Origin of the sequence: Halomonas sp. Bachu 37, assembly GCF_039691755.1 — a bacterium.
GTDB lineage: Bacteria > Pseudomonadota > Gammaproteobacteria > Pseudomonadales > Halomonadaceae > Vreelandella > Vreelandella kashgarensis.
This window is the reverse complement of the sequence record NZ_CP137552.1, coordinates 2,071,886-2,087,844: the sequence shown is the minus strand read 5'-3', so window position 1 is coordinate 2,087,844 and position 15,959 is coordinate 2,071,886. Positions and strand designations below refer to the sequence as shown.

Genomic DNA, 15,959 nt, shown 5'->3' with positions numbered 1-15,959 from the left:
AGTCGACGGCGATCCATGACGACGGGTTGTCTAAAGGGCTATGTCAAGGGGCTATGGCGACGACGCGAGAACATCCGCGGCACGCTGCTGCTGGCGAGCGGCGATATGCTGGACTTCCTGGCGTTGAATCAGCTGGGCCAGGGTCATGTCGTCGAGAAAACCGCGGATCTGGTCGGACAGTTCGCACCATAGGTGGTGAGTCAGGCAGGTGGCGCCCTGCTGGCAATCGGAGAGCCCCTTGCAGCGAGTGGCGTCGACGGTTTCGTTGACCGCATCGATGACACGAGACACCGAGATATGCGTGGCGGCAATAGCCAGCAAATAGCCACCACCCGGACCACGAACGCTCTTGACCAGGCCCGCGCGGCGCAATCGGGCGAACAGCTGCTCCAGATAGGAGAGCGAGATTTCCTGCCGCTGGGAAATGGCCGCCAGGCTGATAGGACCCTTTTCGTCATGCAACGCCAAATCGAGCATGGCGGTCACGGCGTAGCGACCCTTGGTAGTCAAACGCATGGCGGACACCTCGGTGCCGGCATGGCCGGCGAATAATCACAATGGAGATCTCGTATGGAAAGCTATTATGGGAAAACCCTACCGCTTTGGTCAACCATTATGACGATCGGGCTGACTTCGCATCGTTGCCTCGTTGTCCGCTTTCGGGCCCATGCAGCCATTGTCGTGTTCGTCGAGAATCTCGGCAAAATCCTCGTCGCGCAGTTCGGGCAGGCGACCATCGTGATAGCTGGCATCCAGCTTGCGCAGGGTGGCGCACATGCGTTCGATCCGCTCGTCCACCGCGTGCATGTGGTCAAGCATCGCCTGCATCGAGCGGGCCATGGGGTCGGGCATGTCCTGGCTCACCCCGTAGGCATCGAAGCCGAATTTCTGACAGATGGCTTCGCGTCGTTCGGGGTCGACTTCCAGGGCCTCTTCCTCGTCGGGCTCGGCACGCTTGACGATCTTGCCGGGAATCCCCACCACCGTGGCGCCCACGGGCACCTCCTTGGTCACTACCGCGTTGGAGCCGATCTTGGCGCCCGTGCCGACCGTGAACGGCCCTAGAATCTTGGCACCGGCACCGACGATCACGCCGTCTTCCAGCGTGGGGTGGCGCTTGCCTTTCTGCCAGCTGGTACCGCCGAGAGTGACGCCCTGGTAGAGCGTGACATCATTGCCTACTTCGGTGGTCTCGCCGATGACCACGCCCATGCCGTGATCGATGAAAAAGCGACGGCCGATCCTGGCGCCGGGGTGGATCTCGATACCGGTCAGCCAGCGCGAGAAAGTCGACAGGGTGCGGGCCAGCCATTTGAGGTTCTTCTTCCACAGCCAGTGATTGAGGCGGTGAAGCAGCAGCGCATGGAGGCCCGGGTAATTGGTCAATACCTCGAAAAAATTGCGGGCGGCGGGGTCGCGCTTGAACACGCTGTTGATGTCTTCACGCAGAAGTTGAAACATGCGGCTGTCCTTGGGGAAATAAGGCCGAGTCTCCCATAGTGGGGGCGTCGGGGATGGGCTTCAAGAGCGTTCCGACGAGGAGGGTCGGGAGACGTCGACGGCTTTCTCGGCGGCGGCTTTCTCGGTCGCCGAAAGTATTCCGCGCAGGATATTCAACTCCATGCGCTCGGGGCGCGCACGCAGGTAAAGCCGGCGCAGGCGAGCCATCAGTTGCCGAGGCTGGGCGGGATCGTGGAAATCGATCGCCACCAGGCTGCGCTCCAGATGGGCGAAATAGTGCTCGAGTTCGTCGTGGGTCGCCAGCGGCTGGGACGAGGGCTCCGGCGCTTGCTGTTGCGCGTCAAGCCAGGCCAGGCGGCACTCATAGGCCAGTACCTGGACGGCGGCGGCGAGATTGAGCGAGCTGAAGTCGGCATTGGTGGGAATATGCACGTGGGCATGACAGCGCTGCAGCTCGGCGTTGGTCAGCCCGCTATCCTCGCGACCGAACACCAGCGCCACCCGGGCATCAGCCGCGCTTAGCTCCTGGGGCAGCCGTTCGCCGAGTCGGCGGGGGGTGATCATCGGCCAGGGCAGGGTGCGCGAACGTGCGCTGGCGCCCACCACCAGGGTGCAATCGCTCACCGCTTGCTCCAGGGTGGTGTGCTGGGACGCTTGGTGGAGCAGGTGGTCGGCGCCGGACGCCCGCGAAATACTGTCTTGCGTGATCGCGTCACAGCGCGGGGCGACCAGCGCCAGATCGTCTAGTCCCATGTTATGCATGGCGCGGCAGACCCCGCCGATATTGCCGGGGTGACTGGTGCCGATGAGAATGATGCGAATGCGCTCAAGCATGGTTAACACTCGGATTGCAGGTCGGTTTCGAGACGAGAGGGCACGCGGGGCGAGCCGGAGACATTGGTTTCGCGGCGAGTTTAGCATGAGTGCGTGGCGTGTCGGAGGGCGATCTGCTAGGATGCGCGCCAATTATGACGGCATGGGCCCTTCTGTCTCATGCTGCGTTCTTTAACATCACCGAGTCACAAGGCCTGATCATGCATCCGATGGTCCAATTCACACTGCGCGCTGCGCGCAGTGCCGCTGAACAGTTTTTGCGTATTCGTGAGCGTATCGAAAACGCCCACGAGGAATTCAATCTGGAACGCCTGCTTGAAGATACCGCGCGCAAGGCGGAAGCCACGATCGTGCAGCAGCTCGAGCGCGGTTATCCGCAACACGGCGTGATGGGACGCTATACCGCCCACAAAGCGGGAGTGGACGACGGCGCGGATATCGTCTGGAAAATCGAACCGATGCATGGCTACTCCAACCTGGCGGTTGCGGGCAAGGGCTTTGCGATCTCGGTGGTGTGTCTGGTCAAGGGCCGCCCCGAACATGCGGTGATCATCTGCCCGTTCAGCGATGACGAGTACATCGCTAGCCGCGGCCGTGGCGCCCAGCACAACGACAAGCGCATCCGGGTCAGCAAGCCCACGGCGGTTTCGGGCACGCGAGTGGCCATGAGCCTGCCGGAAAGCTGGCTGCGTTCGCGCTACCTGCCCGCTTATCTCACCCTGACCCAGCAGCTCGGCCCGCAGGTGGAAACGCTTCTGGCCAGCGGTAGCGGCTTGCTGGATATCTGCGAATTGGCCAGCGGCCGTGTCGATAGCGTCTTCGTCCTGGGGCTGGAGGAGCAGGATCTGCATGTGGGTACGCTGTTGTTGAAAGAAGCCGGCGCGCTGACGGGCACGCCGGACGGCAAGCCCTCGGTGAGCATGGAAGGGCAGTTGATGGCTGCCGGGCCGCGTCTCTACAAGGCTCTGATCAAGCAACTCGCGCCGCATTTCTAAGGCGCCGATACCCCGGTCACGACCAGTGAAAAGCCCCTGTCGGTTCATCCCGGCAGGGGCTTTTTATTACGTGCGGCTCGTGCCTGCCCCGTTTGGGCAGGCTCAGCTACGATCGACTCAAGGAAGTTCTTCCTCGGCTTCCGGGTCTTCCTTCTGGGCCGGTATAAGATCTTCACGCTTCAGCTTGAGCGGCAGCAGCAGCGCACCGGAGATGTAGATCGACGAGAACGTGCCCACCACGATGCCGATGATCAAGGCAACCGAGAAGTTGTAGATCATGTCCCCGCCCAGCAGCAGCAGCGCTAGCAATACCAGCAGGGTCGTGCCGGAGGTGGCGAGGGTGCGCGACAGGGTGGCATTGATGGATTCGTTGAAGATGGCCGGCATGTCTTCCAGGCGCGAGGTGCGTATGGTCTCGCGGATACGGTCGTAGACCACGATGGTATCGTTGAGCGAGTAGCCGATAACCGCCAGCAGGGCCGCGAGAACCGTCAGGTTGAACTCGAGCTGGAACAGCGAAAAGATCCCCACCACGATGATCACGTCATGCAGCAGGGCCAGCAGGGCGCCGATGGCGAACTTGTACTGGAAGCGCAGCGCGACATAGAGCATCACCACGCCGAGCGCGACCAGCAGGCCCAGACCGCTCTGGTCGCGTAGCTGGTCGCCGACCTGGGCACCGACGAATTCGGCGCGAATGAGTTCCACCGTTGCGCCGTCGCTGCGCAGGAGGTTGACCACATCGCTGCCCACATCGGGGTCGAACGCTTGCTGCAGGCGGATGAGGACTTCCGTGGAAGCGCCGAAGGTCTGTACGGAAATATCCTGAAAGTCGGCGTTTTCCAGTAATTGCCGAACACCGTCCAGAGAAGGAGCCGCGGCGTAACGCACCTCGATCAAGGTACCGCCGGTAAAATCCAGTCCCAGGTTGAGCTGCTGAAAGATGATAGACAGGATCGAAAGCGTGAGCAGCAGTGCCGACGCGATGAAAGCGATCCGGCGCCTGCCCATGAAGTCGATCTGGTGGTGTGTCAGGGGTTTCATTGCCACCTCGTTGATTGCGGCTCGAATGCGCCGTGCATTAAATCCAGCGTCCTTAAATCCAGCGTACTTAAATCCAGCGTACTTAAATCCAGCGTACTTAAATCCAGCGTACTTAAATCCATAGCTTCTTCACCGGCTTGCCACCATAAGACAGATTGACCATGGCGCGTGTCAGGAGAAGAGCGGTGAACAGCGACGTGAGGATGCCGAGTGACAGAGTGACGGCGAACCCCTTGACCGGCCCGGTGCCGATCGAGAACAGTATTACCGCCACCAGCAGGGTCGTGATGTTGGCATCGACGATGGAGCTGAACGCGCGCTCGTAACCGGCGTTGATCGCTTGCTGTATCGACAGACCGTTGCGCAACTCTTCGCGTATACGCTCGAATATCAACACGTTGGCGTCCACGGCCATGCCTAGCGTCAACACGATACCGGCGATGCCGGGAAGCGTCAGGGTGGCGCCGAGCAGGGACATGGCGGCGATCAACAGGGTGAGGTTCAGCGCCAGGGCGACATTGGCGATGACCCCGAAGACCTTGTAGCGGGCCAGCATGAACAGTACCACCAACAGCAGGCCTATCTGCACCGAGAGCACGCCGCGATCAATGTTGTTCTGTCCCAGGCTGGGGCCGATGGTGCGTTCCTGGACGAAGTAGATCGGGGCGGCCAGCGAGCCGGAGCGCAGCAGCAGCGCCAGTTCGGCGGCTTCGGTCGGCGATTCCAGGCCGGTAATGCGGAAGCTATTGCCGAGTGCGCTCTGGATGGTGGCCAGGCTGATCAGGCCGCGCTCCACGTAGGGCTCGCGCTCGATCACTTCCTCGCCATCCACCATCACCGTGCGGTCACGGGTCTTGTGCTCGATGAAGATCACCGCCATGTTGCGGCCGATATTGGTGCGTGTAGCCCGGTTCATCAAGGTGCCACCGGTGCCGTCCAGGTTGATGTTGACCTGGGGTCGGCCGTTTTCGTCGAAGCTGCGGCTGGCACTGGAGACGCTGTCACCGGTGATGATCACGTCGCGCATCAGTTCGGCGCTACGGGCAGGATTGTTGCGGAATTCGAGGGTTTCGGTTTCGTTGCTGGGCGCATCCGGGCGCGCTTCAAGGCGGAATTCCAGGTTGGCGGTGGCGCCCACGACGCGCTTGGCGGCGACCGTGTCCTGAACCCCCGGAAGCTCAACCACGATGCGGTCAGGTCCTTGGCGCTGCACCATGGGCTCCGCGACACCCAGCTCGTTCACCCGGTTGCGCAGGGTGGTCAGGTTCTGGTTGATGGCGTAGTCGCGGATCTCCTCGACGGACTGCTCGGTCAAGGTCATGACCAGGCTGGCGCCACGGCCGTCGCCTTCACTTGCGTATTCGAAATCGGGGAAATCCCGCGTGATCAGGCGGCGCGCATTGTCGCGATCTTCGCTACTGGCGAAGTCGATCGACAGGCTGCGTTCGTCGACATCGGTATTGCGGTAGCGGATACGTTCGCCACGCAGCAGTTCGCGCATGGCGCTGGCGTTGACTTCCAGGCGTTGAGTCAACGCTGCGTCCATATCCACTTCGAGCAGGAAGTGGACGCCGCCGCGCAGGTCCAGGCCGAGCGTCATGGGCGAGGCCGAAAACGCCTGAAGCCAGCCGGGTGTGGCTTCGGCAAGGTTGAGTGCCACCGAAGCATCGTCGCCGAGCCTATCGCTGATGATGTCGCGGGCATTCAGCTGATCGTCGGCGCGTTCGAGGCGAATCAGCCACTGATCGTTCGCCTGCTCGATACCCTTGACTGCGATATCGGCGCTTTCCAGCTCGCGCTCAATCTGTTCGAGACGCGACTCATCAAGGGTGGCACCGCCGCGAGCGCTGCTGATCTGTATGGCGGGATCTTCGGGGAATAGGTTGGGAAGCGAGTAAATCAATCCGGCCACGACCACGGCCAGGATCAGCAGATACTTCCACAAGGGATAACGGTTGAGCATGCAAGCCCTGCCTTAAATAACGTACGAGATGCCCTACCTTGGCAAGCAAGGCAGGGCACTGTTCACCATCTTTCAGACCCTCTCACCCTGCCGGGGTGGCTGGCACTGGGGTCGGCAGGGCGGAGCGAGGATCAGATGGACTTGATGGTGCCTTTGGGCAGCACGGCCGCCACGGCGTTCTTCTGGACGTTGACTTCGGTGCCGTCGGCAATCTCCATGCTGAGGAACTCGTCGCTTACCTTGGTGATGCGGCCGACCAGGCCACCGCCGATGACGATTTCATCGCCTTTGTCCAATCCGCCGATCAGTTGCTTGTGCTGCTTGGCGCGCTTGGCCTGGGGGCGCCACAGCAGGAAATAGAAAATCAGCACGAAGCCGACCAGCATGACAATCTGCGCAATGCCACCGCCGGCGGCGGCTTCCTGGGCATGGGCTGGTGAGATAAAGAAATCCAGCATCGAAAGGAACTCCTGAGCTATGAAGGTTAAGGTCAATCACGTTGTGATACAGGTTCCCCAGCAAGCGCTGGAGAGACTTAATTCGGGCCGGGAGGCACCGGCATATCGCGCCGTGCGTAGAAGTCTTCCACAAAGTTTGCCAATGTACCCGCTTCAATAGCCGCGCGCAAACCACCCATTACGCGCTGATAGTAGCGCAGGTTGTGAATGGTATTGAGCATCGATCCCAGCATTTCGTTGCAACGATCCAGATGGTGTAGATAGCCGCGGGAGAAGTGGCGGCAGGTATGACAGTCACAGTCTTCTTCCAACGGCCGGGTATCGAAGCGATGCTTGGCGTTGCGGATCTTGACGGTACCTTCGGCGGTGAACAGATGGCCGTTGCGGGCGTTGCGCGTGGGCATGACGCAATCGAACATGTCGATGCCGCGGCGCACCCCTTCCACCAGGTCTTCGGGCTTGCCTACGCCCATCAAGTAGCGCGGTGACTCGTCGGGCATCCAGGTGGGCAGGTAGTCGAGCACCTTGATCATCTCTTCCTTCGGTTCGCCCACGGAGAGCCCGCCGATGGCCAGGCCGTCGAAGCCGATGTCCAGCAACCCCTTGAGCGAGCGTTCGCGCAGTTTGGGATGCATGCCGCCCTGAATGATGCCGAACAGCGCCGAAGGGGAATCGCCGTGGGCGTCACGCGAGCGTTTGGCCCAGCGCAGGGAGAGCTCCATCGAGCTTTTCGCCTGATGGAAATCCGCCGGATAGGGCGTGCACTCGTCGAAGATCATCACCACATCGGAGCCCAGGTCGCGCTGGACCGCGATGGACTCCTCTGGACCCATGAAGACCTTGGCGCCGTCAACCGGCGAGCGAAAATGCACGCCCTGCTCGGTGATCTTGCGGGTTTCTCCCAGCGAAAATACCTGGAAGCCGCCGGAGTCGGTGAGGATGGGTTTTTCCCACTGGGCGAAGTCATGCAGGTCGCCGTGTGCCTTGACCACCTCGACGCCGGGGCGCAGCCACAGGTGGAAGGTGTTGCCGAGGATGATCTCGGCGCCGATCTCTTCCACCGACGCCGGCGTCATACCCTTCACCGTGCCGTAGGTGCCAACCGGCATGAAGGCGGGGGTTTCCACCGTGCCGCGAGGGAAGTGCAGGCGGCCGCGCCGTGCCCGGCCATCGTCTGCCAGGCGCTCGAAGCGCATAAAACATTCGTTTCGCATTGACGTTCTCGATCAAGGGTCGGTCAAAAGACAAGTTGCATTCGTGGTCGTGCCGGTCGGCTCAGGCGTCCGTAGGCTTGCGCGTCAGCAGCATGGCATCGCCGTAGCTGAAGAAGGCGTAGCCTTGCTCCACCGCTTCCCGGTACGCATTCATGGTCGTGGTGTAGCCGGCAAAGGAGGCGACCAGCATCAGCAGTGTTGATTCGGGAAGGTGGAAGTTGGTGATCAGGGAATCGACGCACCGCCACTGATAGCCCGGGTAGATGAAGATATCGGTCTCGCCGCTATAAGGAGCGATCTCGCCGCTCGTGCTTTTCAGGCAGGCACTTTCCAAACACCGCACGCTGGTGGTGCCCACGGCGATGACCCGGTTGCCGCGAGCCTGGGCAGCGGCGACCTGGGCACAGGCGGTTTCACCCACCTCGATCCACTCGCTATGCATATGATGCTCGCGAATATCGTCGGCGCGTACCGGCTGGAACGTGCCGGCGCCCACGTGCAGGGTGACGAAGGCGCTCTCCACGCCTTTTTCGCGCAGTGCTTCGAGCAACGGCTGGTCGAAGTGCAGGCCGGCGGTCGGCGCGGCCACCGCGCCGTCGCGTCTGGCGTAGACGGTCTGGTAGCGCTCCCGGTCGCTGAGTTCGTCCTCCCGGGTGATATAGGGCGGCAGCGGCATATGGCCGTGACGCTCGAGCAGGTCGATCAGTGGTGTCTCGCCGAGAAAGCGCAGCTCGAACAGGGCGTCCCGGCGGCCGTCCACCACGGCGTGAACATCACCCTCGAAGATCAGCTCGGTCCCCGGCTTCGGCGATTTGCTGGAGCGAATGTGCGCTAACCCCCGGTGGGCATCCAGCGGGCGTTCGAGTAGCATTTCCACCTTGCCGCCGCTGGCCTTGTGGCCATGAAGGCGCGCGGGAATTACCCGGGTATCGTTGAATACCAGCAGGTCGCCGGGCACCAGCTCGTCCAGCAGTTCGGGAAAGCGGCGGTGGGTGAGCGCGCCGGTTTCTCCTTCCACGCACAGCAGGCGACAATCACTGCGGTGCTCGGAAGGGTAGCGGGCGATCAGCTCTTCGGGGAGGTCGTAGGCAAAGTCGGCGCGCTGCATGAGAATGGCTCTGGGGAAGAAACGGGCGGCATAGGATAGCGGTAAATACCCGTGAAGTCAGCTAGGGTCTGTTGATGCTTCATCGCGAACCGCGTTGCTGCATCTAACGTGCCAGGCAAGGCGCGGAACGCAGGGAAGGGTTACTTCCTTTTCAAGTTTTGCAACGCAGGATGGCGCGTTTTGATGCGCAACCCGAAGGGCTGGGGCAGTTTTTATCCGCTGCGGCGTTAGTCGTCGCTCATTTGGAATAACCAAACATCTCTCCTCCTGCCTTGCCTCGAATAAAAACTGACGCCAGCGCGGCCGTGAATGAAACGTCAACAGACCCTAATGATTGACGTTTGTGCACTGCTCCGTATAATACGCATCCGTTGCCGGTGTGGCGGAATTGGTAGACGCAGCGGATTCAAAATCCGCCGCCTTTACGGGTGTGCCAGTTCGAGTCTGGCCACCGGCACCATGATTTCTAGGGCCTAGCGTTATCGCTAGGCCCTTTTTTGTGGTGCGCCAGGCATGGCGCGCAGCGCCTTGACTGGCGCTATTCGCCTCGCCGGGATGAGCTCCAGTGCATCTCGGCAGCCGATAGCTTCGATACGTTAATTCTGAGTTGGTGAGTTGCTTTCGTATGCTTGATAAGCGTGGGTATAGTGATGCTGACTGATAACGGTAGGTGAAAGCGCCATGCTTCCGCTTGAACTGCGTAGCTGCAATTTGAATCAAGATCATGTCTCCCACTCCCATGAGCATCACCAGTTGATACTGGCGACCAGCGGGGTGACCGAGCTGTCGCTTGAAGGGCGCGGCGAACGCGTGACGGCTCAGCGTGGCTGCTTGATTCCGTGCGCGAGCCATCATGAATACCAGGGCGACGGGGGCAATCGTACCCTGGTACTGGATATTCCGGTCTCGCGGCTGGGCTTGGTGTCGCACGGTGATGAAATCGAGAGGTTATTCGACAAGCCGCGCTTTTTCACCGTCCCGCCCGCGCTCAATCAGCTGACCGATACCCTGGCCCAGCAACTGGAGCAGTGCCCGGCGTTGCAGAACGAGATCGCCTCGCTGCTCCTGCGGGCATTGGCTGTCTATCTGCAGCAGGAAACCCCGGTAACGGTGTGTCATGTCGCCGGGCGTTGTATCAGCGAGCGACTGGATCTGGAACGCCTGGATGCCTGGTTGGATCGCCACCTGGCCGACGAAATCCGGGTCGAGCAGATGGCCACTTTGTGCGCCTTGAGCGCCGGCCACTTTCATGCCTGTTTTCGCGACATGACCGGCATGACGCCCCTGGCCTATGTCCAGCAGCGACGCTTGAATCATGCCCGTACCCTGGTACGCCACAGCACGTTGAGCCTGGGTCATATCGCCGCCCTGGTCGGTTTTCGCGATCAAGGCAGCTTCTCCCGCGCCTACCGCCGGTTCTTCGACCTCTCCCCCTCGGCCGACCGCTAGCCAACGCCGGACTGGACTCTTAAAACTCTGCACAATTGAGGCGAGACGAGGCTCTCTGGTAAAGACGAGCACTTGCGCTTTAGTCGTAGTTTGTAGCCAGAAAAACGTTGGTAATACCCGTTTTTTTCAGTAATCGTGTGGGGTTACCGAACCCCGTGATTGGTCTGACCATTGCCTGGCCAGAGGTTGCGTTGAATGTGTCAATTGCCAGTTCGGGTCTTTTCGTTAACTTTTAATGTGGAAGCGTTTCTAGTGTTTACGAAATCTTTATTAGCCCAGCACGAAGATACGTTTCCTGTGGGATGGCCCAAGGATAAGCGAACATCCCGAAACTCTATGGACGATAACAACAATATGTAGCCGCCACTTGCGATCCACTGTATCGAGGGCGCGCTTCCATCAGGAGTCTCTGTCATGCCAAACGACAAGAAACCGTCAGACATTTCCATTGATAATGCCCCAAGCTCTCTCGACGCGCTCAAGACCCCCAGTCGTCGTAATTTCCTCAAGACCGCAGCTATCGGTTCCGCTGCTGCTGTGGCCGCGCCCTGGATCGGCAATGTACAGGCCCAGGAGGGTATCCGGATTCGAATGCAGTCTTCCTGGCAGCCGGGCACCACGGGTTACCGGATTTTCGAGGAGTGGGCGGCAGGCGTTGCCGAAGCTACGGGGGGCGAGGTGCGTATCGAACCGTTCCCCGCAGGAGCAGTGGCCGGTGCCTTCGAAGTTGCCGATGCGGTCCGCAACGGGGTGCTGGATGGGCAGAGCTGGTTCACCGTCTACTGGCCCGGAAAGATGCCGGCGGGGGTATTTCTGACCGCTTATCCGATGGGACTTTCCGTCCCCCACCACTGGGACATCATGTTCGGGGCTTACGGCGGTTGGGGTATCGCCAAGGATCTTTATCGCAAGCAGGGGCAGGAGCTGCTCGGTTATGTACACCATGACCTCAACCTGATTCATTCCAAGGTGCCTTTGAGAAGCTTCGATGACTTCCAGGGCGTGAAGATCCGCATGCCGGGCGGTATCGTCGCCGAGACTTTCGCTTCCATCGGCGCGCGGACCACACTGCTGCCGGGGTCAGAAGTCTATCCGGCGCTGGAAAAGGGTACCATCGACGCGGCCGATTATACCGGGGCGGCGGTGAACTACGAGCTGGGTTTCTGGCAGGTGACCGATTACATCATCATGGGACCGCCTTCCACGCCTTGCCTGCACCAGGCGGTCGACCTAATGGATATCGCCGTCAATCGCCGCACCTTCGAGCGGATGTCGCCACAAACCCAGGACCTGATGCACGATCTGGTGGCGGCTTACTCTCGCGAACACTACGCCGCCATTCAGGCCGCCAACGCCGAAGCCTGGCCCAAATACCGCGAGAAGGGCGTGGAGATCATCCACCTCTCCGAGGAAGACGCCACTCGCTTCCGCGAAGCGGCGATTCCCCTGTGGTTCAAGTGGGCCAACAAGGATGCCGATGCTGCCCGCCTGTTCAAGGCCCACCTGGATACCATGATGGACCCGGCGGTAGGGCTGGTAACAGAAGAGGACATCAAGGATTACCAGTTGAACCTCTGACCAGCCGAGAGTTATGCGGGAGTTCATGAATGTTGCCATCTGCGGGTGGCAACGTTCATGTCCAACCGACCCAATCGAGCATCCCCTCGACTCGTTGATCCGTGGTTATTGCCCTAAGGCGATAGCCTCTCGGAGGAGTGTCCATGAATCTTGAGATCAACTTCATCCTGCCGCATTGGCTCTACTGGTCGGTGCTGATATTGCTTCCCTTGGTGGTGATGTTCTTCGTCGAGCGAAGCTTTCGCCGCGGACAAACCGTTAGCGGAAGCGATACGGCGGAAGTGCCGGTAACCGATACCGGCTACAAGGCACCGGGTAACGTCTTCACCGCCGGTATCGACGGTATTTCCGGCTTCTTCGGCCGCTACGTCGCTTACTGGTCATTGATTGCCCCCTTTGTCTTCGCCTATGAGGTGTTGATGCGCTATGCGTTCAACTCTCCGACCAACTGGGCGCATGAATCGATGACCTTGATGTTCGGCATGCAGTACCTGCTGGCGGGAGCCTTTGCCCTGCGCGAAGGCGGTCATGTGCGGGTGGACATCCTCTACAGCCGGGCCAAGCCCTTGAACAAGGCGGCACTGGACTTGCTGACCTCGGTGTTCTTTTTCATCTTCACCATTGCCCTGTTGACCACGGGTTGGAAATTCTTCTCCCAGTCGGTCAGTGATGCCTACTTCTTTGGGTCGAGCTATTCCAATGAAGTGTCCTTCACCGAATGGGCCGTGCAGTACTACCCGGTGAAGTTCATGCTGTTCTTTGGGGGCTTGTTGCTGTTGCTCCAGGGTCTCGCGCAACTGATCCGGGATATTCAGGCCTTCTTTCACCACCGCAAGCACCACGAAGGCAGTCGGACCTTTGCCAATGTACTGGTGATCTGCGGGGTGATTCTTGCCGCCTGGACCTTGTTCGAAATGGTCAATATTGCAGTGACCGACTATGAAAGCCTAGCGCTGAGCCTGGAAAACAGCCTTTCGAATGTCGGTATCGGCGGTTTGACCCTGGTGATGTTCGGTACGCTGATGGTAGTGCTGGTGGCCGGGCTGCCTTTGGCCTTCGTCACCGGCGGGCTGGGGGTGTGCTTTCTGTACCTGGTGGGCGACCAGAATATGCTTAACCTGATGCCGTCGCGCATCTTCCCCATGATGACTAACTATCAGCTATCGGCGATTCCGCTGTTCATCTTCATGGCCTCGGTGCTGGAGAAGGCGGGGATCATCGAAGAGCTGTTCGATGTGGTCTACAAATGGATGGGCGGTCTCAAGGCGGGTCTGGCGATTGCCACCATCATTGCTTCCACGCTGCTGGCGGCGATGGTCGGGGTGATCGGCGCCGCCGTGGTGACCATGGGGTTGATCGCGCTTCCGGCGATGCTCAAGCGCCACTACAACCCGGAAATCGCGATCGGTTCGATCATGGCGGGCGGCACCCTGGGAATTCTGATCCCGCCTTCCATCCTGGCGATCATCTATGGCGTTATCGCCCAGCAGTCGGTGGGTGAGCTTTATCTGGGGTCGCTGATACCCGGCCTGATGCTGGCGGGCATGTATGCGTTCTATGTCTGGATGCGGGGTACGGTAAACCCCAAGCTGGCGCCGCCCATGCCGGTGGAGGACCGGGTGGACATGGGCGAAAAGTTGCGTCTGCTGCGCAACATGTTGGCGCCGATCATCCTGGTGGTCCTGGTGCTGGGAATCATCTTTACCGGGATCGCCACCCCCGTGGAAGCGGCGGGCATCGGGACCTTTGGTGCCCTGGTGGTAGCGGCGATGCACAGGCGTCTCACCTGGCCCAATCTGCATGCCGCCTGCATGACCACGCTGGTGGCCACCGCCATGGTGATGTGGATCATTTTCGGGGCGAGCATCTTCGTGGGCTTCTACATCCTGCAGGGCGGCCAGACATTCGTTCAGGAGCTGATCTCCAGTGCGGGTCTGGGGCCCTACATGGTGCTGGCGTTGATGATGGTGCTGTTGGTGGCGCTGGGCATGTTCCTGGACTGGGTGGGCATCCTGCTGTTGGCGGTGCCGATCTTCGTGCCCCTGATCAAGGGCTTGAGCTTCGATGGCCTGTTCGGGATGCCGGGCGTGGAGCCGATGAACGTGTCGCTGTGGTTCGGCGTCATTTATCTGGTCAACATGCAGATGTCGTTTCTCAGCCCACCGTTCGGCTATGCGTTGTTCTATATCAAGGGGGTGTGTCCGCCGCATATCACCATGGCCCAGATTTTCCGCTCCTCTTTCCCCTTCCTGGGCATTCAGGCGCTGGGACTGTTGCTGGTGATCTTATTCCCCGGTTTGGTCACCTGGTTGCCTAATCTCATCTATCGCTGAGCCATATCAGCCATGGAAAACGCCCATTTCACGGGCGTTTTTCGGCTGACACGGCTCGCCTATGTACAACGTCGGCTGGAGCATGCGCGCAATCATCCCCGGTTACCTGATTTACGGGCAAATCTTTCACAGCTTCGGGCAAGCGCCGTGCTTTACATCAGTCTAATCTTTAAAGATCACTTCCGTATTTATTCCACTTGCGAGACCCACCATGAGCATTAGTTATCAAGACAGCAACGCGCGCATGAGCCAGATTACCGTCCATAACGGCACGGTTTACCTCGCGGGACAGGTCCCCGGCGATGCTTCCGCCGATATGCATGGCCAGACAGAGCAGGTGCTGGCGCGTATCGATGAGTTGCTGGCCAAGGCCGGAACTTCCAAGGACCGACTGCTTTCCGCGCAGATCTGGGTAACCAGCATGGATGAGTTCGATCAGATGAACAGGGCCTGGGATGCGTGGGTTACGCCGGGTCGTCCGCCGGTGCGTGCCGCCGTGGAAGCGAAACTCGCCAAGCCGGAGTGGAAAGTCGAGATCATGGTCATCGCGGCATTGCCGGAGGCTTGATATGCGTGTTGTCTCCGCAGAGGAAGTTGCCGGCTTGCTCGAATGGCGCGGTCTCATCGACCGTCTGGCTGTCACCTTTAGCCAGGGCGTCGAATCGCCGCCGCGCCATCACCACGCCATGCACCGCCCGGATGGTGAAGCCACCATGTTGCTGATGCCGGCGTGGGAAAAGGCGGGTTACATCGGCGTGAAGATGGTCAACGTCTTTCCCCAGAATGCGGATCACGGCATTCCGGCGATTTCCGGGCTTTATCTGCTCAGCGAAGGGGCACACGGTCAACCGCTGGCCTGTATCGATGGCAGTGAGCTGACCCGGCGCCGAACCGCGGCAGCCTCGGCCCTGGCCGCCCGTGAACTGGCTCACGCAGATGCTTCGACGCTGCTCGTCGTGGGCACCGGCAAGCTCGCGCCCATGGTAATTGAAGCCCACGCCAGTGTGCGACCCATCAGCCGTGTGCTGATATGGGGCCGAAACCCCGAGAAAGCCGCCGCGATTGCCGATGCCTATGCCGACCGCTTCGATACCGCCGTAGCTGAAGACCTGGAAACCGCGGTGGCCCAGGCCGATATCGTCAGTTGCGTGACGCTGTCTACCGAGCCATTGATCAAGGGGAAGTGGCTCACGGCGGGGACGCACCTAGATCTGGTCGGGGCATTTCGCCCGCAGATGCGCGAAACCGATGCCCACTGCTTGCGTCGCGCCGAGGTGTTCGTGGATACCTACGCCGGTGCCAGAGGAGAAGCGGGCGATATCCTGCAAGCCATCGAGGAGGGTGAATTTCGTTTCGAGCAGATTCAAGGGGAATTGGCGGAGCTGATCAAGGGGGAAAAGGCCGGCCGCTCTTCGCCTGAAGCCATTACGTTATTCAAGTCAGTAGGGGCGTCGCTGGAAGACCTGGCTGCCGCCATTGAAGTGTGGGAGGCCTTGCCCGACGCTCGCTGAGGGAGAACGAT

14 protein-coding genes and 1 tRNA gene are annotated in these 15,959 nt (G+C 60.3%); 7 read left to right on the top strand and 8 right to left on the bottom strand.

What is annotated here, in order from left to right; translation table 11 throughout:
- Positions 1-51: 51 nt before the first annotated feature.
- From iscR to R5M92_RS09530, 3 genes are all read right to left on the bottom strand, one after another.
- Positions 52-516, bottom strand: coding sequence for a Fe-S cluster assembly transcriptional regulator IscR (iscR, locus tag R5M92_RS09540; RefSeq protein ID WP_346795692.1), 465 nt, complete (start codon positions 514-516; stop codon positions 52-54).
- 90 nt (positions 517-606) lie between these two features.
- On the bottom strand, positions 607-1,461 hold the full coding sequence (gene cysE / locus R5M92_RS16235) for a serine O-acetyltransferase (RefSeq protein WP_417338683.1): 855 nt from the start codon (positions 1,459-1,461) through the stop codon (positions 607-609).
- Between the two features lie 60 nt (positions 1,462-1,521).
- The gene (locus tag R5M92_RS09530) at positions 1,522-2,295 is read right to left on the bottom strand and encodes an RNA methyltransferase (protein ID WP_346795691.1); all 774 of its coding nucleotides are present in this window, start codon (positions 2,293-2,295) and stop codon (positions 1,522-1,524) included.
- Positions 2,296-2,495: 200 nt separating this feature from the next.
- On the opposite strand from R5M92_RS09530, the gene R5M92_RS09525 reads away from it, so the two are divergent.
- A complete protein-coding gene (locus tag R5M92_RS09525) occupies positions 2,496-3,290 on the top strand; it encodes an inositol monophosphatase family protein (protein ID WP_346799330.1) in 795 nt (264 codons plus the stop codon).
- 117 nt (positions 3,291-3,407) lie between these two features.
- Here the strand turns inward: R5M92_RS09525 and secF are convergent, their stop codons facing one another.
- From secF to queA, 5 genes are all read right to left on the bottom strand, one after another.
- Complete coding sequence (gene secF / locus R5M92_RS09520; RefSeq protein WP_346795690.1) at positions 3,408-4,334, bottom strand: protein translocase subunit SecF; 927 nt, start codon at positions 4,332-4,334, stop codon at positions 3,408-3,410.
- A gap of 112 nt (positions 4,335-4,446) precedes the next feature.
- Positions 4,447-6,297, bottom strand: a complete 1,851-nt coding sequence (gene secD, locus R5M92_RS09515; RefSeq protein WP_346795689.1) for a protein translocase subunit SecD — start codon at positions 6,295-6,297, stop codon at positions 4,447-4,449.
- 131 nt (positions 6,298-6,428) lie between these two features.
- On the bottom strand, positions 6,429-6,755 hold the full coding sequence (gene yajC, locus R5M92_RS09510) for a preprotein translocase subunit YajC (RefSeq protein ID WP_346795688.1): 327 nt from the start codon (positions 6,753-6,755) through the stop codon (positions 6,429-6,431).
- A gap of 77 nt (positions 6,756-6,832) precedes the next feature.
- Positions 6,833-7,969, bottom strand: a complete 1,137-nt coding sequence (tgt, locus tag R5M92_RS09505; RefSeq protein WP_346795687.1) for a tRNA guanosine(34) transglycosylase Tgt — start codon at positions 7,967-7,969, stop codon at positions 6,833-6,835.
- Positions 7,970-8,030: 61 nt separating this feature from the next.
- Positions 8,031-9,077: a tRNA preQ1(34) S-adenosylmethionine ribosyltransferase-isomerase QueA gene (gene queA / locus R5M92_RS09500; RefSeq protein ID WP_346795686.1), complete on the bottom strand. Its 1,047-nt coding sequence runs from the start codon at positions 9,075-9,077 to the stop codon at positions 8,031-8,033.
- Between the two features lie 373 nt (positions 9,078-9,450).
- Between queA and R5M92_RS09495 the strand changes: the two genes are divergently transcribed.
- The 6 genes from R5M92_RS09495 to R5M92_RS09470 all read left to right on the top strand — a co-directional run bounded on the left by R5M92_RS09495 (position 9,451) and on the right by R5M92_RS09470 (position 15,948).
- Positions 9,451-9,537: transfer RNA gene (locus R5M92_RS09495), tRNA-Leu, on the top strand.
- A 221-nt stretch (positions 9,538-9,758) separates the two neighbouring features.
- Complete coding sequence (locus R5M92_RS09490) at positions 9,759-10,526, top strand: AraC family transcriptional regulator (protein WP_346795684.1); 768 nt, start codon at positions 9,759-9,761, stop codon at positions 10,524-10,526.
- 414 nt (positions 10,527-10,940) lie between these two features.
- The gene (gene dctP / locus R5M92_RS09485; RefSeq protein ID WP_346795683.1) at positions 10,941-12,104 is read left to right on the top strand and encodes a TRAP transporter substrate-binding protein DctP; all 1,164 of its coding nucleotides are present in this window, start codon (positions 10,941-10,943) and stop codon (positions 12,102-12,104) included.
- Positions 12,105-12,247: 143 nt separating this feature from the next.
- Positions 12,248-14,437, top strand: coding sequence for a TRAP transporter large permease subunit (locus tag R5M92_RS09480; protein ID WP_346795682.1), 2,190 nt, complete (start codon positions 12,248-12,250; stop codon positions 14,435-14,437).
- A 211-nt stretch (positions 14,438-14,648) separates the two neighbouring features.
- Complete coding sequence (locus R5M92_RS09475; protein ID WP_346795681.1) at positions 14,649-15,005, top strand: RidA family protein; 357 nt, start codon at positions 14,649-14,651, stop codon at positions 15,003-15,005.
- Between the two features lies 1 nt (position 15,006).
- Positions 15,007-15,948 (top strand): ornithine cyclodeaminase family protein, encoded by a 942-nt coding sequence (locus R5M92_RS09470; RefSeq protein ID WP_346795680.1) that lies wholly within the window; start codon positions 15,007-15,009, stop codon positions 15,946-15,948.
- Positions 15,949-15,959: the final 11 nt, after the last annotated feature.

Bases quoted from the DNA above. Each gene is read 5' to 3' on its own strand.
- queA (WP_346795686.1), bottom strand. From the start codon at position 9,077: ATGCAGCGCGCCGACTTTGCCTACGACCTCCCCGAAGAGCTGATCGCC.
- R5M92_RS09530 (WP_346795691.1), bottom strand. From the start codon at position 2,295: ATGCTTGAGCGCATTCGCATCATTCTCATCGGCACCAGTCACCCCGGC.
- R5M92_RS09525 (WP_346799330.1), top strand. From the start codon at position 2,496: ATGCATCCGATGGTCCAATTCACACTGCGCGCTGCGCGCAGTGCCGCT.
- cysE (WP_417338683.1), bottom strand. From the start codon at position 1,461: ATGTTTCAACTTCTGCGTGAAGACATCAACAGCGTGTTCAAGCGCGAC.
- R5M92_RS09480 (WP_346795682.1), top strand. From the start codon at position 12,248: ATGAATCTTGAGATCAACTTCATCCTGCCGCATTGGCTCTACTGGTCG.
- R5M92_RS09475 (WP_346795681.1), top strand. From the start codon at position 14,649: ATGAGCATTAGTTATCAAGACAGCAACGCGCGCATGAGCCAGATTACC.
- secD (WP_346795689.1), bottom strand. From the start codon at position 6,297: ATGCTCAACCGTTATCCCTTGTGGAAGTATCTGCTGATCCTGGCCGTG.
- R5M92_RS09470 (WP_346795680.1), top strand. From the start codon at position 15,007: ATGCGTGTTGTCTCCGCAGAGGAAGTTGCCGGCTTGCTCGAATGGCGC.
- iscR (WP_346795692.1), bottom strand. From the start codon at position 516: ATGCGTTTGACTACCAAGGGTCGCTACGCCGTGACCGCCATGCTCGAT.
- secF (WP_346795690.1), bottom strand. From the start codon at position 4,334: ATGAAACCCCTGACACACCACCAGATCGACTTCATGGGCAGGCGCCGG.
- dctP (WP_346795683.1), top strand. From the start codon at position 10,941: ATGCCAAACGACAAGAAACCGTCAGACATTTCCATTGATAATGCCCCA.
- tgt (WP_346795687.1), bottom strand. From the start codon at position 7,969: ATGCGAAACGAATGTTTTATGCGCTTCGAGCGCCTGGCAGACGATGGC.
- yajC (WP_346795688.1), bottom strand. From the start codon at position 6,755: ATGCTGGATTTCTTTATCTCACCAGCCCATGCCCAGGAAGCCGCCGCC.
- R5M92_RS09490 (WP_346795684.1), top strand. From the start codon at position 9,759: ATGCTTCCGCTTGAACTGCGTAGCTGCAATTTGAATCAAGATCATGTC.